The organism is Flavobacterium sp. (assembly GCF_044339515.1).
GTDB lineage: Bacteria > Bacteroidota > Bacteroidia > Flavobacteriales > Flavobacteriaceae > Flavobacterium.
Map to the genome: position 1 here is coordinate 64,756 of NZ_JBIIVK010000003.1, position 22,254 is coordinate 87,009.

At 33.9% G+C, this 22,254-nt stretch carries 16 protein-coding genes and 1 tRNA gene; 5 read left to right on the plus strand and 12 right to left on the minus strand.

Going from position 1 to position 22,254, the window contains the following annotated elements:
* The first annotated feature begins 6 nt into the window (after positions 1-6).
* The 4 genes from ACIQ0M_RS01510 to ACIQ0M_RS01525 are packed head-to-tail and all read left to right on the plus strand — an operon-like array spanning position 7 to position 2,793.
* Entirely contained in the window at positions 7-240 is a 234-nt protein-coding gene (locus tag ACIQ0M_RS01510; protein WP_396149006.1) for a hypothetical protein, read from the plus strand.
* Positions 230-511 carry a type II toxin-antitoxin system RelE/ParE family toxin gene (locus tag ACIQ0M_RS01515; RefSeq protein WP_396149008.1) on the plus strand — a complete coding sequence of 94 codons (282 nt, stop codon included), beginning with the start codon at positions 230-232 and terminating at the stop codon, positions 509-511. Before ACIQ0M_RS01510 ends, ACIQ0M_RS01515 begins: the two co-directional genes overlap by 11 nt.
* A 47-nt stretch (positions 512-558) precedes the next feature.
* Positions 559-1,875 (plus strand): hydroxymethylglutaryl-CoA reductase, degradative, encoded by a 1,317-nt coding sequence (locus tag ACIQ0M_RS01520; RefSeq protein WP_396149010.1) that lies wholly within the window; start codon positions 559-561, stop codon positions 1,873-1,875.
* Positions 1,876-1,881: 6 nt separating this feature from the next.
* On the plus strand, positions 1,882-2,793 hold the full coding sequence (locus ACIQ0M_RS01525; protein ID WP_396149012.1) for a GYDIA family GHMP kinase: 912 nt from the start codon (positions 1,882-1,884) through the stop codon (positions 2,791-2,793).
* Positions 2,794-2,846: 53 nt separating this feature from the next.
* Here ACIQ0M_RS01525 and ACIQ0M_RS01530 read toward each other — a convergent pair whose 3' ends face one another.
* From ACIQ0M_RS01530 to ACIQ0M_RS01560, 7 genes are all read right to left on the minus strand, one after another.
* A complete protein-coding gene (locus tag ACIQ0M_RS01530; protein WP_396149014.1) occupies positions 2,847-4,949 on the minus strand; it encodes a peptidylprolyl isomerase in 2,103 nt (700 codons plus the stop codon).
* A gap of 163 nt (positions 4,950-5,112) precedes the next feature.
* The gene (locus tag ACIQ0M_RS01535; protein ID WP_396149016.1) at positions 5,113-6,384 is read right to left on the minus strand and encodes a hemolysin family protein; all 1,272 of its coding nucleotides are present in this window, start codon (positions 6,382-6,384) and stop codon (positions 5,113-5,115) included.
* Between the two features lie 9 nt (positions 6,385-6,393).
* Positions 6,394-6,582 carry a hypothetical protein gene (locus tag ACIQ0M_RS01540; protein ID WP_396149018.1) on the minus strand — a complete coding sequence of 63 codons (189 nt, stop codon included), beginning with the start codon at positions 6,580-6,582 and terminating at the stop codon, positions 6,394-6,396.
* Positions 6,583-6,637: 55 nt separating this feature from the next.
* On the minus strand, positions 6,638-7,192 hold the full coding sequence (gene lptC / locus ACIQ0M_RS01545; RefSeq protein WP_396149020.1) for an LPS export ABC transporter periplasmic protein LptC: 555 nt from the start codon (positions 7,190-7,192) through the stop codon (positions 6,638-6,640).
* Between the two features lie 3 nt (positions 7,193-7,195).
* Positions 7,196-8,551, minus strand: a complete 1,356-nt coding sequence (locus ACIQ0M_RS01550) for a tetratricopeptide repeat protein (protein WP_396149022.1) — start codon at positions 8,549-8,551, stop codon at positions 7,196-7,198.
* Positions 8,552-8,569: 18 nt separating this feature from the next.
* Positions 8,570-9,823 carry an OmpP1/FadL family transporter gene (locus ACIQ0M_RS01555; RefSeq protein WP_396149024.1) on the minus strand — a complete coding sequence of 418 codons (1,254 nt, stop codon included), beginning with the start codon at positions 9,821-9,823 and terminating at the stop codon, positions 8,570-8,572.
* Positions 9,816-10,550, minus strand: a complete 735-nt coding sequence (locus ACIQ0M_RS01560; protein ID WP_396149026.1) for a type III pantothenate kinase — start codon at positions 10,548-10,550, stop codon at positions 9,816-9,818. The genes ACIQ0M_RS01555 and ACIQ0M_RS01560 overlap by 8 nt, the downstream gene beginning before the upstream one ends.
* Before the next feature lie 98 nt (positions 10,551-10,648).
* Here ACIQ0M_RS01560 and ACIQ0M_RS01565 point away from each other — a divergent pair.
* Positions 10,649-10,721 (plus strand) — tRNA-Phe (locus ACIQ0M_RS01565).
* Positions 10,722-10,758: 37 nt separating this feature from the next.
* On the opposite strand, the gene ACIQ0M_RS01570 is transcribed toward ACIQ0M_RS01565, so the two are convergent.
* The 5 genes from ACIQ0M_RS01570 to ACIQ0M_RS01590 all read right to left on the minus strand — a co-directional run bounded on the left by ACIQ0M_RS01570 (position 10,759) and on the right by ACIQ0M_RS01590 (position 22,239).
* Positions 10,759-13,563 (minus strand): AsmA family protein, encoded by a 2,805-nt coding sequence (locus ACIQ0M_RS01570; RefSeq protein ID WP_396149028.1) that lies wholly within the window; start codon positions 13,561-13,563, stop codon positions 10,759-10,761.
* 113 nt (positions 13,564-13,676) lie between these two features.
* Entirely contained in the window at positions 13,677-16,562 is a 2,886-nt protein-coding gene (locus tag ACIQ0M_RS01575; RefSeq protein ID WP_396149030.1) for an alpha-amylase family glycosyl hydrolase, read from the minus strand.
* Between the two features lie 65 nt (positions 16,563-16,627).
* A complete protein-coding gene (locus ACIQ0M_RS01580; protein ID WP_396149032.1) occupies positions 16,628-17,671 on the minus strand; it encodes a SusE domain-containing protein in 1,044 nt (347 codons plus the stop codon).
* Positions 17,672-17,702: 31 nt separating this feature from the next.
* Positions 17,703-19,289 (minus strand): RagB/SusD family nutrient uptake outer membrane protein, encoded by a 1,587-nt coding sequence (locus tag ACIQ0M_RS01585; protein WP_396149034.1) that lies wholly within the window; start codon positions 19,287-19,289, stop codon positions 17,703-17,705.
* Between the two features lie 19 nt (positions 19,290-19,308).
* On the minus strand, positions 19,309-22,239 hold the full coding sequence (locus tag ACIQ0M_RS01590; protein WP_396149036.1) for a SusC/RagA family TonB-linked outer membrane protein: 2,931 nt from the start codon (positions 22,237-22,239) through the stop codon (positions 19,309-19,311).
* Positions 22,240-22,254 lie beyond the last annotated feature (15 nt).

The following is a 22,254-nucleotide window of genomic DNA, read 5'->3' on the forward strand; positions in this document are numbered from 1 at the left end:
TAGGCTATGGAAACCATTCGTATTCAATTTCAAACCAACTTAAAATCAAAAATTCTTGAATTACTTCGCTCATTTCCTGAAGATGAAGTTCAAATCATTCAAGAAGATCCTTATTTTGAGAAAAACAAAGCCATTTTGGAAAAGGAATTAGAAGATATTGAAAATGGAAAATCTAAATGTATTTCTATGGAGGAATTGGATTTGGTTATGGAAAAAATAATTACAAAATATGAAGATTAGTTTTTCAGAAAAATTTACCAACTTACTTTCTGAACTTATTGAATACATTTCTAAAGACAAACCAAAAGCAGCCCGAAAATTCAAAGTAGATTTATTGAGAAGTATTTCTAAAGATTTAAAAAAACCTTTTCATTACAGAAAATCAATTTATTTTGAAGATGAATCAATCAGAGATTATATTTTCAAAGGTTATACTGTTGTTTATAAAGTAAAAATGGAAACTAACGAAATCATAGTATTTGGTTTAATAAAATACAAAAATTCACTTTAAGTTTTATTTACCTAAGTAGTATCTTTGCACTTCAATAAGCCACAAATATGAATCACGAAATTTCCGGATTTTCAAAACTATCCAAAAACGAGAAAATTGAATGGATTGCCAAACAGTATTTTTCACAACCTGAAGAAGCTATTTCCTTAGTCAAAAACTACTGGAATACGGATGAAAAACTGCAACAATTGCACGACGAATTCATCGAAAATACGATTTCCAATTTTTATTTACCTTTGGGAATTGCACCAAATTTCAACATCAACGGAAAAAATTATACTGTTCCGATGGTGATTGAAGAAAGTTCTGTCGTGGCAGCAGCAGCTAAATCGGCTAAATTTTGGTCAAAACGTGGCGGATTTAAAACAACGGTTTTGAATACCGAAAAAATTGGACAAGTTCATTTTATTTATAAAGGAGATAAATCAAAATTAGTTGATTTTTTTAATCAAACGAAATCAAAATTCTACGAAGAAACGGAAAGCATCACTAAAAATATGCAAAAACGTGGTGGTGGGATTTTGGATATCATTTTGAATGATAAAACTGCTGATTTAGACAATTATTATCAATTGCATTCTACTTTTGAAACCAAAGACAGCATGGGTGCGAATTTTATCAATTCTTGTTTGGAGCAATTTGCAAAAACCTTGAAACACGAAGCTAACATTTTTGAATCTTTTTCGGAAGAAGAAAAAAACATTGAAGTAGTGATGAGTATTTTGTCGAATTATGTGACAAATTGCATCGTTCGAGCAGAAGTTTCCTGTTCAATTGAAGAATTAGCTGAAAAACAAATCGAAAACCCAAAAGAATTTGCCGAAAAGTTTGTTCGAGCTGTTCAAATTGCTCAAATCGAACCGTATCGTGCGGTAACACACAACAAAGGTATTATGAACGGAATTGATTCAGTTGTGCTAGCTACAGGAAACGATTTTAGAGCCGTGGAAGCCGGAGCACATGCTTATGCTTCCCGCAATGGGAAATACAGCAGTTTATCACACGCTACAATTGAAAATGGTGTTTTTAAATTTTGGTTAGAAATTCCGTTAGCGTTAGGAACTGTGGGCGGTTTAACTTCGCTACATCCTTTAGTGAAATTAAATTTGGAGATTTTAGAAAAACCATCGGCTCGTGAATTAATGCAAATTGTGGCCGCTGTTGGATTGGCTCAAAATTTTTCCGCCTTACGATCATTGACGACAAAAGGCATTCAGGAAGGTCACATGAAAATGCACATCAACAATATTTTAAATCAATATCATGCTACTGCAGAAGAAAGAGTAAAAGTAGCGGAATATTTTAAAGACAATACGATTTCACATGCATCTGTGGCGGGATTTTTGGAGGAAATTAGAAAATAAATCACCTTGAAACAAACCTTTTACAGCAACGGAAAATTACTCCTAACCGGAGAATATGTAGTTCTTGACGGAGCCTTAGCTTTAGCTTTACCGACTAAATTTGGACAGAATTTAATTGTTAAACCAATTCCGTCTGAACAAATTCTATGGAAAAGTTTTGATCAAGACGGAAGTGTTTGGTTTGAAGATGCCTTTACGTTTGACGAAATCATTAATAAACAGTTTGATGCAGAAAATTCAGTAAAAAATACGTTATTGGAAATTTTGCATGAAGCTTTTCAAATGAATCCGGATTTTTTAGATAGAAATGGTTTTAACATCGAAACCAATTTGACATTTCCAAAAAATTGGGGTTTGGGAACATCTTCTACCTTAATTAACAATATAGGTCAATGGTTAAATATTGATGCTTTTGAACTGTTAAACCGAAGTTTTGGCGGGAGTGGTTATGATATTGCTTGTGCAAAAAGAGATTCGCCCATCGTATATCAATTAATCAACAATCAACCTCAATTTAAAACGGTTGAATTTTATCCTGAATTTAGAAACCATTTGTATTTTGTCTATTTAAACAGAAAACAAAGTAGTAAATCGGCCATTGCTAACTATATCAACAACCAACACAACGTTGGAAAAACTATTGATAAAATCAATAAGATTACGAATTCTATCCTTTCGTCTTCCGATTTAAAATCATTTGTATATGAAATGGAAAAACACGAAAGTATTATGAGCGAAGTGTTGGAAACCATTACCATCAAAGAAGCCTTGTTTGACGATTTTAAAGGAGTTATTAAGAGTTTAGGAGCTTGGGGCGGGGATTTTGTGCTTGTCATCTCAAAAGATGATCCAAGTCACTATTTTAACGAACGAGGTTTTGAAACTATTCTTCGTTATGACGAAATGATTTTAAAATAAAAAAATCCCAACTCTTTAAAAGGTTGGGATTTTTAAATTCAATGCAGTTTGAATTAATAATTAAACTGTAATCGATTATCTTTAATATCTGCTTTCTCTTTTAATGCACCAAACACTCTACCTACTGCAGATGCATTTTGAGATTTTAAAGCATTCACTTGTGTAGTAAAATCTTTCGAAGGTAACGGTTCTGTTACTTTGGTAGTTTTTACAACAAACACACTCGCATTTCCTTCAATTGGTGCAGAAAGTTTATTAGCAGCCGTACCAAAAGCTGTACCAACTACTTTAGGTTCGTAACCCGCAGAAGCTACTGAAGGATTCTCTAACGTAACATCTGTAGCCGTTTGCACTTGTACAGCATTTGCTTTTGCAATCGCATCCAAGGAAGTAGCCTTCATTTTGGCCATGATTTTTTCTGCTTTCTTCTTATTTTTTAGAATAGGTTCTACTTGAATTCTTGCATCTTCAATAGCTAATAAACCTTCTTCATTAACTTTTTTCAATTTTGCAATTAAATGACCTACTTTAGGTAATTCGAAACGTTTTACATCATTCACATCCGTATCTTTTTCAAACGCCCAACGGATTACTTGTCTTTGTGAACCGTACTGACCCAACATTTCATCTAATGCTTTAACGCGAACTGATGGATTAACTGTTAATTTAGCCTCTTTTGCAGCAGTTTCAAACGATTTTTCATTCGCTGCTAATTCAAATTTCACTGCGTTTGTATACGCATTTTCAGATGTTTTTTCAGATGCTTCAATTTTTTGAGCAATGGTTGCTAAACGAATAGCGTCTTGCTTATCGGTTACTTTAATAATGTGGTAACCAAATTCAGTTTCTACTAAACCAACTTTTCCAATTGGATTGTTGAAAACGAAATCATTAAATGCAGGAACCATTTGACCGGGACCGAAGAAATCTAAATCTCCACCTCTTTGAGCAGAACCTTGATCTTCCGAAGCTGTAAAAGCTTGCATAGTGAATGAATCAGGATTTGCAGTAACTTCTGCTAAAATCCCTTCCGCTTTTACTTTTGCTTCTTCTTTTGTTCTATCTTCTTTAGGTTGTGCTTTTGATCCGGTGAAGCTAATCAAAATGTGACTTGCTCTGGCTTTTGCTCCCGCTTTTCTTCCCATTGAACGGCTCAAAGCAAAATAATCTCCATATTGATAAGGACCATAAACTTGACCATCAGCTAAATTGAAAATAGCTTCCGAATGCTCAGCAGGTAAATCAGATTTTCCGATATAGGTTGAATCGTAAGGGAATTGAGAATTTTCATTTACAAATTTAATAACATCTGTTGTTGCTGAAAAACTTGGAAGTGTATCGTTTGCATTTGTTTCTTTGTTATAAACAACTCGTGAAGACAAAAATGAATTTAATTTATTTTTTATTTCGTTTTTATCTGCTTCCGAAGGTTGATCTTCGATAACAACGTATTCAATCTCACGTGTTTCATCAGCTTTGTATTTTTTCTCATTCTTTTTCATGTATTCAATAATTTCAGCATCAGTAACTTTTACGTCGCTATCTTTTACTGAAGAATAAGGAACCGCAACAAAATCAAATGTAACTTTTTTGTTTTCTAAGTTGTATTTGAATTTGGCATCATTTTGAGTGGTAAAAAAGCCTGATTTAACCAAACTACTATACAATTGATATTTTGCATTGATGTTTGCATTTTCTTCAACGTTTTCAAAATACTTAACCTCGTCTTGGTTAGAGCTGGATTTAATATACTCTCTGTATTTGTTGATATCAAATTGTTTTAATTCATTTTGAAAAGAAGGATTCTGACCAAAGTTAGGATCCGCTTTTAACGTTTCAATCAAGTGATTTTCACCAATTCTGATACCTAATTTCTCTAATTCTTCGGACAATAAAGCCAAATTGATTTCTTGATTCCAAACTTGATTAACCGCTTGAATGTTAGACATCCCTTGACCTGATTTTTCTGCATTTCCAACTTTTATTCTAAACTCTTCAAACGGAATGTCTTTTCCATTAATGCTTCCTACATTGTTTGAAGTTTGGCTAAAACCGCCACTTTGAATTACATCTGCTAATACAAAAGAGAATAATGCCAACGCAATAATCACTATAAGAATAAATGAACGTTGTCTAATTTTTCCTAAAATCGCCATTTCTATTTATGTTTAATTTTATTTCAGTTTGCGAAAATACAATTATCTGTGAAATAATTATAAAGAATTTAAGATATTTTGTTGATTTTTTATCTCAAAAAAAATAATCTGGTAGTAAACAGAACTATATTCTGTTTTATGTAAAAAATTGTAGTGTTTTTCTTTAATCAGAATGGTCAATTATCATTTTAACCTGCTCAATTTTCTTGGTAGAAGCTTCTTCTATAATAAATTGGAAATTGTTGATTTCGATAACTTCTCCTTTTTGAGGAATTTCCTTGGCGTGATTTACAATAAATCCACCCAAAGTTGAATAGGAGTCTTCTTCAGGAATATTTAATTTATATACGTCGTTGATGTACTCCACATCCAACCGGGTTGAGAACCGGAACTCTTTTTCACTTAATTGTTCTTCAATCAGTGTTTCATCTGAATCATGCTCGTCTTCAATTTCACCAAAAAGTTCTTCTACAATGTCTTCAATGGTAATCATTCCAGAAGTTCCTCCGTATTCATCCAAAACGATAGCTACACTTTTTCTTTTTTTGGTCAATAAATTCATCACATCTTTGATAAACATCGTTTCCGGCACAAATTCAACCGGAATCATGACGGACTTGATTGTTCTAGGTTTACGGAATAATTCAAATGAATGCACATAACCAATAATATCATCTAAAGATGATTGATAAACCATTATTTTGGAAAATCCCGTTTCAATAAAAAGTGATTTCAATTCTTTCACAGAATCATGAATTTCAACCGCAGAGATTTCAGTGCGAGGAATCATAATGTCCCTGGCTTTTACACCAGAAAACTCGAGTGCGTTTTGAAAAATTTGAATTTCAGAATCAACCGTTTCATGGTCTTCCACGGCATTCATTTGTTCGGTAATAAAATTCCCTAATTCAACTTTACTGAAAAAAAGTTGAGCTTCGTCACCCTCTGTTTTAAACAGTTTTCTAAGAAAAAAATCGGATATCCAAATGACAAAAGAAGATATATAATAAAGTAATTGATAAAAAAAATAAGCCGGAACGGCAAAAATTTTGATAAAGGTGTTCGCGTAAATTTGAAAAAAAACTTTCGGAAGAAACTCTGCCGTAATCAAGATGATAGCTGTAGAAATCAACGTTTGAATCATTAAAACCTGAAAAGGCAAATCATCATTATCGATGAACTCAGGGTAAATCATTTTTATGATTAAATCACCCATTGTAAATCCGTAGACAACTAAAGTGATGTTGTTTCCCACCAACATCGAGGCAATGAATTTAGAGGGATTTTGCGTGATTTTGGTTAGAATCTTAGCTACAAAACCATCTTGCATTTTTTCGATTCCAAGGTAAACTTTATTGGAAGAAACAAATGCAATTTCCATTCCGGAAAAAAATGCCGAAAGCAGTAAACAAATGAAAATGATACTGATTTCCATCGTTGCTAATTACTTATTTCGGTTATCCATTTTATTCAAAAATCGTCTTCTAAAAAAGAACATAAAAATAGCCATGGCTGCAAAAAAGAACATTAACCATGGGCTTTTTTCCTCTGAATTCAAATTGGAAAAACCTTGATAAATAAAAAATCCGGCTGCAAAAAGATAAAAATATTGAATATATTTTAAATATGTCATGACTGTTGTCTGTTATCGGTTGTCTGTTCACTGAGAACTGTTACTGCCCACTAATTTATTCTGCTTCGTTGATTACACCTGAAACTTTTTGAAAGTTGATTCGTTTAAAATCTTTGCTAAAATCAAGTCCGTCGCCTTTTGTTTCACCTTTATAAGGGTCAGTAAATTTAAACTTTTTTTCGGTAAAAAACCACTCGTTTTTTTGGTCGTAATAAAGTTGCTCTGTTTCCAAATACTGTCCGCCTTCTGAAGTCATTTTTACATTTCCTTGCATGTCTATAATATCTGTACCCTTGAAAGTGATGGCATAATCTGATTTGATAAAGTTTTTTTTGCCATTTTGGTCAAACAAAGTCACTTCAATTCCATTTGGAAATTCAGTGAATGGATAAAGAACGGTAGCGTAATCTAACATTTTAGGACTAACCAAAATAGCTTTAATTTTACCGGAATCGGTGTATTTCAGATTAACGGAATCCGCTTCGCCGGAAGCCATAAACTCTGAAACATTTATTTTTTGAATGTCTTTAAAATTGCTTTGGCAACCAAAAAACAATGTCACAGCAAAAACTGTGACACTGAAATTGATTATTTTATTAATGCTGAGCATTGTTTATAAGTTAGGAACCGTAACACTTCTTCCAACCCAGCAGTTAAAACGGATTGACTCGCCTGCTCTACCTGATGTATGAATTTCAGCTTTTGTTGGAGCCAATTTATCATACGAAGCTGCTGCAGCGTTACCGGCAGAAGTTCCCGCTTTTCTTGCAGTTGAAGCAGCTAACCAATAAATTGCTCTTTTTTCAAATGGATCACTTCCGCATTCATTAGCACTATTGGCATAAAGTTGAGCAATAAACACATGAGCTTCTCCAAATGAAGGTTTTGCTGCAATTGCTTTCTCGGCAAATGCTCTCGCTTGTGATTTATTGCTGCTACCATAAATATTTCTGGCAACTGTGTAATATACTTTTGCTTTTTCTCCACTGTCTTTGTGTAATTCTGCGGATTGGTTAAAATACTCCAATGCTTTAGCTGTATTCTTTTTGTTGTAGTAAGAAACGCCTAAGTTGTAGGCGGACTTAGCTGTAGGATTCAACTGGTGTAATGTCTCAGATATTTTAGAAAACAATGGGTCTGAAGAACATCCTTTTTTGTCTAAACGATCTGCAGCTCTTCTTAACCACTCTGCATCTCCTTTTTTCTCTTCAAAACTTCCTCCTAAGAATGGAATCAAACGATCACAAGTTGACAACTGAGCAATTTTAGTGTCCATACTTGTTCTAATAGTTTGAAAAGCATCTAAGTTAATTTGATTAGCATTTTTAACATTAGATTCTTTCTTAGTTAATTCTGTTCCAGCCTCTTCTTTTTGTAAAATTACGTCCAACTCGTCAGATAGTTTTTTCTCTTCTTCATCAATTTTATCTGAAATTTCGTCATATTTATTAAATAAATCTTGTAGTTGAATCCCTTTTTTACCGGCTTCAAAATCATTTACATAAATTTCAAAATACACATAAAGTGCTTTGGCATTGGTAAAGTTTGCTCTATCATTTTTGAACGCTTCGTCCACTAATTGATAAACTTCTTCTGGTGTACCTACATTGTTTTCGAATAATGCCATTGATTTTCTCACTTTATTCCCTTTGTTATTGTTAGGAAAATGAGTGTCATACTCACCATACATTTTTATCAAATCACGAACTTCCGTTTCTTTTTCTGCAGGAGATTTGGCATTTTCTATTCTGTAATTTAATATTTGCTCTCCTCTGATGTAGATGGCCTCATGAAAAGAAGCACAATTTTTACGTGAATACATCCATGGCTCATAGGCTGCTACAAAATCTTTTGCTTTGCAAAGCTCATTAAAAATGGATAGTTTTTCAGCACAATCAGCGGCGTTCTGGGCATTTACATTAGTCATTCCGATAAGAAACGCAAATACAATAATTAATTTAGTTTTCATAGTTATAAAATTTCTGTATTATTCATATTTTCTTTTTACAAACCATCTATCACTTAATGATAGACTGATAAATACATTGGTGTAGTTTTCTTCTACCAATCCGGCATTGGTTGTTCCTCTTTTTCCATACTCAAAACCGATGTTAATGTTAGAAAAACTTCCTCCAAGTGGCAAACCTAATCCAAAAGTTATGCCATAATTATTTATAGACTCGTTGTTAATGATTAAACCTGTGTTTTCATAGTTGAAACCGGCTCTGTAGGTTACTCTTTCCAAATATCTGTTAAAAGAATTATACTTTGGAATATAGTATCCTCCTAAACTAAACTTTGTGGAATTTTCATACTCAACATTATCAATATCATTGAATCGATTACCAAAATTACTTGATTGTTGCATTGTTAATTCTGCACCAATCACCCATTTTCTTACTTCTCCAATTCCTGCTCCAAAGACAAATTTTGAAGGCAATTTTAGTTTAGAAGTGCTTTCTTGTGTAATTCCATCTTCTTGTGGAATAACACTAAAATCATTAGTCACTAAAACGGTAGTAATATTTCGTTCATTATCAATACTTAAAGTACTTTCGGGAGAATATGCCAAACTACCAAAAAGTGTCATCTTTTCGGTTATTTTTCTGTTATACATCGCACCAAAATTATAGCTCACACCATTTACTCTACTAGCATTCAATTCTCTTGTCCCGTATTGAATATCCGGAATAAACTCGATGGAATTGGTTGAAATGTTTCCAAAATTATAACTTACATCAGCACCGATACTTAAATTGTCATTAAACTTATATGCTAATCCTCCAAAAAATCGATTAACTCCACCTTCTCCAAAATACTTAGAACTTGGTTGTGTTCTATCTTCGTTAACATCTTCAATTTTGTATCCTACAGAAGAAAAAGGAAGTAAACCCAGTGCAGCTCCAAACTTTTTTGATACCGGGACAGCAACCACTAAATAATCAATTGTGGTTCTGGTGGCATTTTCAGATTGTGATTCGGTTTTTAAATTTACATTATTATAGTTTGCCCCAACCGTAAACGTTGTAAATTTTAAATGTGAAAATGATGCCGGATTTTGCAAATTAACATGAATGGAATCACTAAAAACACTCACACCTCCCATTGTACGATTTTCAACTGCACCTTTAAATTTAACATCACCAATTCCATAAAAAGAATAAGGAGAAGCCGTTCCTTCCTGAGCCCAGATTACTGCTGAAAAAAATAAGCAAAAGCCTATCAGAATTTTTTTAATCATTTTTGATTTTATATTGAAAAAATTGGTTCAAACTTTCCAAAAGGAAATTTGAATTGGCAAATATGGTATTTTTTAATCTTTTTGCCAAAAAAACAGCATCCCCACCCGTTAAAATTATGGTAAAGTTTTCATTTTGCTGTTTATAGCGTTCTATAAAACCGTCTATTTCGCAAATTAATCCGTTAACAACTCCCGAATGAATGGATTGATTGGTTGAACTTCCAACGAGTCCCTCGGGTTCCTCTAAAGTTAATAACGGTAATTTTGCTGTAAATTGATGAAGTGACTCATACCTGAGTCTAAATCCGGGAGATATTGCTCCTCCCCAATAGTTATCATTTTCATCCACAAAATCATAGGTAACACAAGTTCCTGCATCAATAATTAAGCGATTTTGTTTTGGATACAACAAGGTTGCTCCTGCTGCCAAAATCATTCTATCTACTCCTAATGTTTTGGGTGTGGCATATTTATTTTCAAAAGGAAACGAGTCTAAATTGGAAACAAAATGTATGTTTAAGTCGTTTGAAATTGTTTGAAAATCAAAAGTTAACGTTTTTGCTACAGAGGAAACGATTAAATCGGTAACATTAGGATAGGAAAATAAAATATTTTTAAAATTATTTTCGGCTTCCTTTTCAGTAAACACAAATGCTACCTTGAATGTATCCAGCTCATAAACAGCACATTTAATTCGCGTATTTCCTATATCAACAACTAAAACCATTTTTTACATTTCTGCCGACGAAGGTACGAATAGATTTTTTTTAATAATTGTTTTGTATAAAATAAAAATCGTTCTATATTTGCACCCGCATCAGCAAAGGTACCTTAGCTCAGATGGTAGAGCAACGGACTGAAAATCCGTGTGTCCCTGGTTCGATCCCTGGAGGTACCACTTAAACCCGAATAGTTTTATTCGGGTTTTTTGTTTTCTAATTTTTGATACTATCTTTTGGTGTAACAACCGGTAATTCAGTTGTAGGAATGACTTCTGGAGTTTTGGGTAAGTTTTCCATTCCTTCTTCATATTCCGTTTCCTCCAAATCCTCTGTTTTTTTACCTAATCCAATAATTGGATTTTCTTGTGTTCCGGTCACTTTAATTGGGATACCAATAATTCCCAGCGGAGGAAGTCCGATTCGCATTTTCAGATTTATTTTTCCGTCAAAACTGGTTTCGCCTTCGATTCTGGGTCTAAAACCGGATACTTTAAATTTGAAGCGTTCAATTTTTATGATATTATTTTTTACAGTTGTTTTAATGTCAATTTTGGAAATATCCGGATCTTTTAGAGCTTCCGTCTCCGTTTTTTGACTTACAGTATTAAATAATTTAAATCCCTTCATTTTCACGTTTTTCACTGAAAGCGTACCGCCCCCTAATAATGAAGGAAAAACCGGTGTCATATTGCCATCCAACTTTCCGGCAATTTTATAATCTAATGATACTATTCCTTCAGCATATTCAGCTGCTGAGGCCATTTCTCTAAATAATGGAATTTCATTATATGCTCTTTTAATATCAAAATCAGTGGCTTTGATTTTGTAATCAAAATTTGCTCTTGTAGGCGTTTCATGAAAGTAAAGGGCATTCATAGCCACTCGTGTACCAATTAGTGAAAACACGGTGTTTTGTAAAGCTAATTTACCTTGATTTACTTTCACTTTTCCTGCTAGATTTTCAATATTTAATTCATCGAAATTGATTTTCTTGGCATTTGCATTCAGAGTAAAATCAAATTGAGAAGGAATAACAACTACCCCAAACTCAGTAGTAGATTGCTCTTCAATATTAGTATTACCTGATAAAGTTAAAAATTCATTGACCTGAATAAAATCAGATTCTACTTTAAAATTCCCTTTCAAAACTTGATTTTCCGATAAAGCAAAATTGATTACATTTTCCATGTAACCATTCATTTTGAAATCGGATTTCCCGTAAGTAGCCTTAAAATTTGTAAAATTCATTTTATCCTGATAAAACGAGAAATCTCCTTCTTCTATTACAAAAGGTAACGGAAGAAATTCACTATTTATTTTTATCTTTTTCAACGTTAGAGCACCACTATTTTGAAGGTTGGCATATCGGCCGTTTGAGGCGTCACTTTGTTTGCCTTTTAAAGACAAATCCATTTTTGCATAACCGGTTACATTTAATCCTTTATGAGAAAAAACTTTATATATTCGTTCAATGTCTAATTCGCCATTTGCTTTAATGTCATAATTAATATCTTCAAAATCTTTAAAAGAAGCGACTAAAGCAAATGGTTTCTTTTCAAAAGAAAAAGAGGCCGGAGAGAGTTGTATTGATAAATCTTTTAATTTTCCTGTTTCATTGATTGCCTTAGCCTTACAATTTATATTTGTTATCGGGTTTGGATAGTAGCTTGATTGAATAAAACCATTCTTGAGCTCTAAATCTCCTTTTGTTACCGGAAATTGATTTTTATCTTTTATGTATTTTCCTTTTGAAACAATATCAGCTGAAAATATTCCTTTAAGTATCATATTCTCAATACCTATTGCTTGATCTAATTTGGCTAAATCTAATTTCGAACGTATTCTTGCGTCGATATCCGGATTAGCCATTCCTTTCCATTTTATATTTCCGTTAAAAAAATCTTTTCCAACATCAAAATAGATGGAGTCAATTTTTAAAACCAATTTTTCGGCATCTAAAGAAGGGAGTTTGGTGTCGAAATTCAAAAAAATATTTTCTGCCGGAAGAGGTGTCTTATTATAAGAGATAAATCCATCTCTTATTTTCATATTGAAATGAATATCCGGTTTTTTATTTTCTTCTGCAATGTATTTTCCTTTTAAAGAAAAAAGTAAATCTGTTTTTCCTTTGATAGTAGTTTTAGTCAACCATGTGACAAATTGAGGTGGTAAGGCTGTAAAAAAATCATTGAGTTGACTATTCTCCGATTTTACATTAAAATCTAAATCGTAACCATTTTTTAAGAAATCAAACTTGCCTTTAAATTCAACTGGCAATTTATTAATCATCAGATTATTTTCCTCAAAAATTAAGGCAAGCGAATTGGTGTTAATTTTTGTAATTAGTTCGGCATTAACCTTTTTATTTGTTAAATAATCTTGGTTGTCAAAAGAGAAATCGAATCCTTCAATTTGTGCTTTCGTTTTTAAATCAAATATAGATTCATGAAGATCGCCTTTACCTAAATAATTGAAATCTTTGGCTTTCATTAATATTTTGGTAGATTTGTCATCATATAATAACCGCATCTTTTTGATATCAATTCGTTCCAGTTTAATGGATGCAGAAGTAGAATCGGAGGGAACTTCTTTACTCTCAGAAACATAGACGTTATAATTTGGCTGTCCCTTTGTGTCTACTTTTACATTGATAAAACCTTCGGAAACAAAAATCTTATCAATTTTTATCTTTTCGTCAAAAAAAATTGATTTTAAATTAATCCCGAAAGCAATTTCTTTGGCCGAAATTAAAGTATCTTTTTCGAATGGTGCAGACCCTTTTAACAAAAACTCATCCAACGTCAAGGTTAACGAAGGAAAATGAGTGAAAAAAGAAAGATCTGTTTCTTTAAAACTTAACTCACCATTCAGTTTTTCATTTGCAAATGATTTAATTTTATTTGTAATGGTTTCCGGGAAAAGTGTGGGCAACAAAAAAAGCAAAAGCACTAAAACTACTAAAGTGATTCCTGTGATTTTTAAAACTTTAAAAACTATTTCTTTTTTGGACTTTTTCATGCTACGAAATTATAGCTTTCCGACTGAATTTACAATAGTCTATGTAACAACAAAAAACCCAGTCAAATAACTGGGTTTAATGGCATTACAATATAATTAACTAACTCTAAATATTAATTTTTGAGTAACTTCATTGTTTTTTCGCTTCCGTTTACATCGGCAGCTTTCACAAAATATATACCTTTATTTAAATCGCTTACATCAAAAGAGTAATCTGAACTAAACGAATTATTGAAAGATTTTACTAATTGACCGGTTACAGAGTAAACTTCTACTTTCGTTGTAGCAACTGAAATGGTAAACGAACCGGATGCAGGGTTTGGTGCCAATGTAACATTTGAATTCATTTCAAAATTATTGGTAGACAAAGTAGAAGGTTGATTTCCATATACTCTAAATTCTCCCGGCTGAAGATTGATTGCGGTAGTTGTATTGGTAACCGTAATTGGTGTATCATCCATCAAATTATACCAAGTTCCCGTATAAGGAAAATCTGGAGTAATATTTTGTGCAGCTACTGAAAAATTAGCTAATATGACAACATTTTTCAATTGAGAAGCAGGTAAAGAATTATTGAAAACATATATTCGCTGACGGATATTGCTTCCGTTTGGACTTATAGCATAATCACCGTTAAAAACTGGTTCATTAATTTTAAGTTTTATCATTCTTGACCAATCGTCAAAGATTGCTATTCTTCTTGGATCTGCTAGCCAATTTTCAGACCATTGCACTTGTGGTTTGGTATCTAATTTGCAATCACCCGGTGGGTTGGCACCTTCATCATTTACTGAGCCATTAGCACAAGTGAAAATTGATTGATTGCTACCTAGCTCACCAAAATGCCAGATCATTTTTGGACCGGGCACTAAAATACTTGTCGCTCCAATAGCTCCCATTCGGGCTAAAGCATTGGTTAAATTACCATTTACAGGAGCAGAACCTCCACCATTTCCATAGGTTATGGCTTCGTACATCATTCTATCTTTATCATGACTTTCTGGGTATCCAATTAAACGTTTACCGGTAAAACCTCTACTGACATGTCCCATTCGGGTAATATTTTGATTGGCAAATCCCATGGCCAGTTCTTTGTATTGAGTGTACATTTCTCCCCACATTAAAATACCTTTACCTTCACCTAGTTTATAATTGGCCCATTGCTGCTCTTCATTATCAGAACCTAAATGTTCAAAAATTACGATGTGATTTGGATCTAAACTCCAAGAATAATCGGCATAATCTTTTAGAACTTGAACTCTATCGGCTTGATAACCATTCGTACAACCGTCATCACCACCAGTACAATTTTGTGTAAACCCTTTGGTTAAATCCCATCGGAAACCATCAATTTTAAATTCTTCGATCCATTGTTTAACAACTCTTCTTGTATAATACTGAGTTAACGCCGATTGATGATTAAAATCTTCACCAACACTATAACTATGTCTTGCAGTTGTGTTATAATAAGGATTATCAGTTGAAGGTAGTCCCCATCCATCTCCATCAGGATCATTCATCCACATTCTGATGCCTGGATTTCTTCCAAAAGAATGGTTTAAGGCAACATCCAAAATTACGGCAATACCATTCTGGTGACAAACATCTACTAATTCTTTAAACTTGGCCGGAGTTCCATAAAATTTATCCAATGCCAAGTGAAAAGATGTATTGTAACCCCAACTTTCGTTACCCTCAAACTCCATCACGGGCATTAATTGAATTGCATTAACACCTAGATCTCTAAAATAATCAATCTTATTTATAAGGTCTTGATAATTTCTATTTGCATCAAAATCTCTTACTAAAACTTCATAAACTACTAGATTATCTTTATTAGGTTTAACAAAATTTAAAGTGGCATCACTCCAATTATATGGGGCTTGACCAGTTTGCAGTACTGTAACCTCTCTTTCTTGCCCGGCAGGATATGTGGGCAAATTTGGATATGATGTTGAAGGAATCCATGGATCGTCAAATGGTGACAAAACCAATGTGGAATACATATCAGCTGTTTTCACTAAAACAGGAGAATTGGCCACTGGCGTTTGATCGACAACCCAATATTGATAGGTATAAATTTGACCTGGTGTTAAACCGGTTAATTCCAACCAAAAAATATTTGTCGAAGGATCTTTTTTCATGGCATAAGAACCATCAGGCTGATAGTTATTAAAACTTCCGGCTACATAAACAAAATCTTTTCCAGGAGCATTTAATTTTAATGTTGCTTTAGTTGGATCAGAAGGATTGTAATTTATACCATCTTCTAATCCTGATGGAATAGTTTGTGATAATGTCCCGGGATTTACAATAACACTAAATCTTCTTGTGATTGTTGATGAGCCAAGTGTAATTTGAAGTTCATAACTTTGATTAGAGGTTATGTTTGTATGATTGAAAGCATAACTTGAAGTAGAAGCATTTGAATTAATCGTTACACCATTTGCTTTTAACACGTAACTTGCGTTACCACCTGTGTTAGTGGCTGCTACTGAAATATTTCCTCCCGAGTTTATTATGGTAGAACTATTATTAACTGGAGAGGATAAATTAACTTGAAATGTACCAACGTTAAAAATAAAATCGCCACAAGATGGTGGTAATTTTAAAGTTTGAGAACCATTAGCATTTCTAAAAACCATTCCTAACTTGGTAGCATTAGCTTGTTGCGTAGCATTTATACCAAAATAGGTACTCGGTGTTAAGGTAATAGACCATGTACCATTTCCATTATTAGTCATTAATCCGATACTATCGTCTTGCCCCCAGTTCCCTATTACAGAAAACCCAAAAGCATTCACATCATCGCCTATTCCGGCATGCATGTATACTTTAGGAGGATTAGTTCCAATTTGGTTACAAGACTGAGCAGCTGTAGAAACTGTAATAGTAATTTGATCATCAACATTAAACGTTGCCGGTGTAATGGTCACTTGAGCAAAGGATAATGATGAAATCAAAGCTAAAAAAAAGGTAAAAAAATAATTTCTTCTCATAGTAGTAATTTTTTAATTATAAAAAAGGGCTGTAGGAATACAGCCCTTTTCTAAAAGTATAACCTTTATTGTGCGGTTAACGTGTAAGTATATTCTCTTGGATTAGACAAGTCTAACTCAACTAAATAATCACCTCCTGCATCTACAGAAAGGTTTGAACCATCATAACTCATCTCAACTGGATCTCCACCTAAATTAATTGTCCAAGCATTATTAGCTCTAAATTTAAATTCTCCTGCAGTCATTGTAACAATTCCTTCCCATTTCATTGTTGTCGGATTATAGGTCAAAGCAGTGCTATTATCCCAACCGCCTGGAGTAGCCGCTCCAATAATTCCCCAAAAAGTTGGAGTAGTAGAATAGGTTAGTGTTGAAGTGTTCGCTTGAACTCTATAATAACCAGCAGTAGCAGTACAATCAGACTCTCCTGTTTCAGCTAATACTCCCGAAAAAGAACCATCATCACCCCAATCAGTGTTACCCCAATTAAAATTACCTGAACCGTCTGGTCCAACAAATTTATAACCACCATCTAACCATACAAATCCCTCATAATCTGTTTCTCCAAAACCAGAAGAAGCTAATCTTGGAGCAGTTGGAGGATTCCATCCTTGGTGGTTTCCTGGAACTGCTAGTTTTGGTGATTCCGTAGAGTAAGTTGTTATTAATACTGTACGTACATCAGAATATGTTGGCTGTGAACCTGTTGTTCCGGTGTTTGCACGGACTCTAATATCTAATCCTCCTTGCTCAAAAGGCATTAAACCTGCAGCAACAGCAGCACCATTTAATTCTAAAACAGACCAAGTAATGGTGGTGTTATTAGTTGTTGCCGCTTCAATTAAATCAGAAAAATCTGTTCCTGTTTCTGCTATCTCTACTGTATAAGTCACAGCTGTAGGTGTACCATAATTGGCATCTTCCCATGTTACTGTTAATGCAGGGTTAGTTCCTAGCTCAGGAGTTAATACAACAGCTGTCCCAGCATCAGGTGTCAACATAGCAAATTCAGCAGAAGGTGTTGAAAATAAAAGTTCTTGTTCATCTTCACAAGACCAAAAACCCATAGATAAAAGGGCAATTAATACTATTTTAAATTTATTTTTCATTTTAATTATTATTTAAGTTATACAATTTGGATTAATATCCAGGATTTTGAGTTAAGTTAGGATTTGATGCTAGTGAAGCTTCTGGGATAGGATATAACTTCAAATGAGAAGGTATTGAAATTCCGTTCGCTCCATTACCTTTCCAAGCCCAATTATAAATTCCGCCGGTATATTTATTGAAACGAATTAAATCTTGTCTTCTGTGAGACTCCCAATGTAATTCTCTTGCTCTTTCATCTAGTATAAAATCTAACGTCATTTCAGAGGCAGTAATGTTAGCGGCACTTGACCCATTATTTGCTCGTTCTCTCAAAGAATTTACATAACCAAGAGCAATAGATTCACTTCCTGCACCTCGTAAAGCACATTCAGCATACATCAAATACGCATCTGCTAAACGGAACAATGGAAAATCTGTATCCACAAATGTAGAATTTGGACCTGGTACTCCTGTAGATGATACATTGGAGAACTTTGCTAAAATATAGCCTGAATCTCTGTCTGCAACATCTGTAATTTCAATGATTCTTGAACCTGCAATAATTGTGTTTCTGGCGTCATTCTCAAAATCTGTCCCGTCAAACTTTTGAACAAATTGTTTTCTCAAACGAAGAGCACCACCCCAACCTCCGGCACCAACGCCAAGAGATGCACCGTTTTGTTCAATAGAACCAACACTTCCATTAATCATTACTGTAGTTGGCCCAAAATTTTGAGTTACATTACCGTCTGATTGAATTGCAAAAATCATTTCAGACGACAAGTTGTTATCTGCTTTAAAGTTGTTCAAATAATTTGGATTCAAAGTATAGCCTCCCGTAATGATTGCATTACATTGTTCTAAACAATCTGCATATCTGTTTTCGTTAACATATACTTCAGCATTTAAATAAATTTTTGCTAAAATCATACGTGCGAATCCTTGATCTAAACGACCAGCTTCATTTGTTCTTGGAGCTTTTAAATTTGGGAGAATTTCCAATAATTCTGACTCTACAAAATCAAATAATTGTTGTCTGTTATACTCCGGCCCTGCTGTATTGATTGGGTCGTTTTCTGTAACAAATGGAGCCTTACCAAACAAATCCATCATGTGATAATAGGCTAACGCTCTGTGTGCACGAGCCTCTAATCTATACTCCTCAATTTTAGCAACTCGCTGAGGATCAGAAACTCCTCTTGATGCTAATTTTTCAGGTGTAGATTCTCTCAAAAATTCATTTACTAAGGCAACATGAAACATTGCTCTACTAAACATTCCTCTAAAAATAGGATTTGCTGCATTCCAAATATTTCTTTGAATTTCGCGAGTTCCCGGGTCATTTTCGTAACTCCAAATTACTTCATCTGTTGCCAATACCTGCATGTACCATAAAGTACGGCCATATTGACTTGTTCCAGCATCGATTCCACCGATGTTTGATGATCCTGCACCATCCGTACCAGTTAATGATAAATTACCATAAACTCCGGAAATTGCCTCTTCATAAGCGTTTGGTCGACTATAAAACTGGTCGACTGTCGTAGACAGCGGATCTTCCGGTGTCACGTTTAAATCGTCAATACAAGCTTGCATTAAAAATGCAAAGCCAAGTAAAGCGATAAATTTAACATTCATTTTTTTCATAGTATTTTAATTAAAATTTAACATTTACACCAAACAAAAATTGTCTTTGTCTTGGATATATTGTCGCATCAATTCCACCAGTAATTTCAGGATCTAAACCATCATATTCCGTAATAATAAACGGATTTTGAACAGAAGCAAACAATCTAACTGAAGCTTTTCCTTCTAACCATTTCGGGAAAGTGTAACCTAAAGTTGCATAATCCATTCGTAAAAAAGAACCGTTTTCAACAAACAAATCTGACAAAACATTCTCTCCGTTTTGTTGTTGGAATCCGGTAAACTCATAAAAAGTAGAGATGTTCTCTAAAGCCTGTCCTTCTTGTAAAGTACTGCTGTAAGATCTAGTTGATTTGGTAGTATTTAAAATGCGATTACCAACACTTGCTCTTAAATTAAATCCTAAATCAAAGTTTTTATAATTAAGATTTGTTGCAAAACCCAGTAAAAAGTCAGGATCCGGGTTTTTATAAATGTAACGATCTTCACCATTGATAATTCCATTTCCATCCAAATCAGCAAAAGCACCTTCAATAGGAGAACCACTAACATCGTATAACTGCTTATAAACAAAGAATGAATTTGGTGTAAATCCTTCTTGTAAAATTTGAGAAGTTCCTCCTGTTCCAGCACCTGTAAACCCAGTAAACAATGGTTGTCCTAATGCTAATTCATCAATTCTTCTCTCATATTTTGTAGCATTAAAAGAAACATTCCAAGTTATATCTTCTTTTTTAATAACATCATAAGCAATCGAAAATTCTATACCTTTAGTACTCATATCACCAATGTTTTGCGGACCTTGGTTGCTAAAGTTACCGCCATCAGGGAATGGAGCTGTTTGAAATAAGTCATACGATTGTTTATAGAATAAATCTAAAGCTCCGGTTAATCTATTACCCATAAATCCAAAATCTAAACCTACATTATAGGAATAAGTTTCTTCCCATTTAACAGGTCCATAAGATTCAGGACTTCCAACAGGGTAAATTGCACCACCAATAATATATTGTGAAAATGGATCCCCAATATTGTATTTAGGCAAATAGAAAGTACCCGCTGCAATATCTTGTTGACCGGTTATACCCCAACCTAAACGAAGTTTTAAATCGGAAAGCTTGGTGCTCTCAGCAAAGAAATCTTCTTTTAATTTCCACGCAAATGCCACCGATGGGAAGTTACCCCAACGATTTTCTTCTCCAAAACGTGAAGTTCCATCACGTCTGTAGTTTAAGGTCAATAAATATTTATTACTGAAATTTAAATTAGCTCTTCCGAAGAAACCAATCAAAACAATATCGTCATTCACATAAGATCCAGGAACATCTTGAGGATTATTTCTGTTTCTGGTAAAACTTCCTTCATTTTCGAATATTTGATAAGAATAACCACCTGTTACTTCGTATACCAAATTTCCAACTTCACTATTGTATACCAAATAAGAATCTAACAATTTATTCGTAACAGTACTTTCAGAATAAGAATCATTGCCAAATAAGGTTGTACCATTTATAAATCCTGTTAAAGCATTGCGACTAACTTGAATATTTCTGTTTCCTTTTTGTTGATCATAACCCATGTTAACAACTGCTCTTAGTTGAGGTAAAAAATGGAGTTTATAATCGATTTCAAAATTTCCAAAAAATCTATTATTTACACCCGTATCATATGTTTGTAAAAGTTGAGCTACAGGATTGCGGGTTGCAGGAGCTAAAAAGTTAGCAGTGCCTGGCTGACCATTTCTATATTCAAAAAATCCGTCATAAGGTGATTCCGCATCGTAAACAGGTTGCGTAGGGTCAAAACGAATTGCCGCACCTTCAACACCTGCAGCGAATCTGTTCTTTTGATTAGTAAAATTGGCTGCAATTCTGAATTTTAAGTGATTTTCAAAAAATTCAGGAGATAAATTTAAAGAAACAGAATTCCTGTTAAATTTATTAGTTAAACGCAAACCTTCTTGATAAGTGTTACCCACCGAAAGACGAACAGGAATTGTTTTGAATAGATTTCCTTTGATTGATAAATTATTGTCAACAAAATCGGTTCTTCTGTAGATTTCATCTTGCCAGTCGGTATTTGCAGACCCTAATTTTCCAATTACTGCTGCATTTCCTTCAAACTCTGTATTAATAACAGTTCTAAATTGGTCAGCATTATACACATCAACTTGGTTGAATTTTTTTCCAGAACCGTATTGAAAGTTATAATCCACTTGTAGATTTTTTCCGGCTCTCTTGGTTGTAATAATGATTACACCATTCGACGCTCTAGAACCATAAATAGCTGTTGCAGAAGCATCTTTAAGTACCGTAAAACTTTCAATATCATTTGGATTGATCGAAGACAAGATGGATGTTGCTCCTTCACCTGTCGAATTAGAAACAGGTAAGCCGTCAATAACAATCAACGGATCATTGGATGCTAACAAAGAAGAACCCCCACGAATTCTAATTTCAGAACCTGAACCAGGAGCACCACTTTGATTAATGGTTACCCCGGCAACACGACCATTTAACAAACTCTCTGCGGTCACATTGGCTCCTTTGTTAAAATCTTTCGTAGTAACTTGTGTTACAGATCCTGTTGCATCTTTCTTTTTAACAGCACCATAACCTACCAAAACTACTTCATCTAACTTGGCGGTTTCCTCTTCTAGAGAAACATTAATTGTTTTTTGGGAAGCATAAGGAACGTCTTGTGTAGTAAAACCTACATAAGAAAATTCAATCACCTCACCACTAGTAACATTTGATAGTACATACTTACCATCAAAATCGGTTGTAGTACCTTTAGAGGTACCTTTGATAATTACGTTTACTCCCGGGAGGGGTTGTCCTGACGATTTGTCGGAAACAACACCGCTTACAGTGCTCTGAGCCAGCACACTAAGTGGCAGTAGTAGCAATAAAAATAACAACTTTTTAGAAATTGTTTTCATACAGTTTGTTTAGGT

What these genes read in the sequence shown, in the direction of transcription:
- ACIQ0M_RS01575 (WP_396149030.1), bottom strand. Translation starts at nt 16,562, where the DNA reads ATGAGAAGAAATTATTTTTTTACCTTTTTTTTAGCTTTGATTTCATCA.
- ACIQ0M_RS01580 (WP_396149032.1), bottom strand. Translation starts at nt 17,671, where the DNA reads ATGAAAAATAAATTTAAAATAGTATTAATTGCCCTTTTATCTATGGGT.
- lptC (WP_396149020.1), bottom strand. Translation starts at nt 7,192, where the DNA reads ATGCTCAGCATTAATAAAATAATCAATTTCAGTGTCACAGTTTTTGCT.
- ACIQ0M_RS01585 (WP_396149034.1), bottom strand. Translation starts at nt 19,289, where the DNA reads ATGAATGTTAAATTTATCGCTTTACTTGGCTTTGCATTTTTAATGCAA.
- ACIQ0M_RS01570 (WP_396149028.1), bottom strand. Translation starts at nt 13,563, where the DNA reads ATGAAAAAGTCCAAAAAAGAAATAGTTTTTAAAGTTTTAAAAATCACA.
- ACIQ0M_RS01555 (WP_396149024.1), bottom strand. Translation starts at nt 9,823, where the DNA reads ATGATTAAAAAAATTCTGATAGGCTTTTGCTTATTTTTTTCAGCAGTA.
- ACIQ0M_RS01530 (WP_396149014.1), bottom strand. Translation starts at nt 4,949, where the DNA reads ATGGCGATTTTAGGAAAAATTAGACAACGTTCATTTATTCTTATAGTG.
- ACIQ0M_RS01550 (WP_396149022.1), bottom strand. Translation starts at nt 8,551, where the DNA reads ATGAAAACTAAATTAATTATTGTATTTGCGTTTCTTATCGGAATGACT.
- ACIQ0M_RS01520 (WP_396149010.1), top strand. Translation starts at nt 559, where the DNA reads ATGAATCACGAAATTTCCGGATTTTCAAAACTATCCAAAAACGAGAAA.
- ACIQ0M_RS01535 (WP_396149016.1), bottom strand. Translation starts at nt 6,384, where the DNA reads ATGGAAATCAGTATCATTTTCATTTGTTTACTGCTTTCGGCATTTTTT.
- ACIQ0M_RS01510 (WP_396149006.1), top strand. Translation starts at nt 7, where the DNA reads ATGGAAACCATTCGTATTCAATTTCAAACCAACTTAAAATCAAAAATT.
- ACIQ0M_RS01590 (WP_396149036.1), bottom strand. Translation starts at nt 22,239, where the DNA reads ATGAAAACAATTTCTAAAAAGTTGTTATTTTTATTGCTACTACTGCCA.
- ACIQ0M_RS01540 (WP_396149018.1), bottom strand. Translation starts at nt 6,582, where the DNA reads ATGACATATTTAAAATATATTCAATATTTTTATCTTTTTGCAGCCGGA.
- ACIQ0M_RS01515 (WP_396149008.1), top strand. Translation starts at nt 230, where the DNA reads ATGAAGATTAGTTTTTCAGAAAAATTTACCAACTTACTTTCTGAACTT.
- ACIQ0M_RS01560 (WP_396149026.1), bottom strand. Translation starts at nt 10,550, where the DNA reads ATGGTTTTAGTTGTTGATATAGGAAATACGCGAATTAAATGTGCTGTT.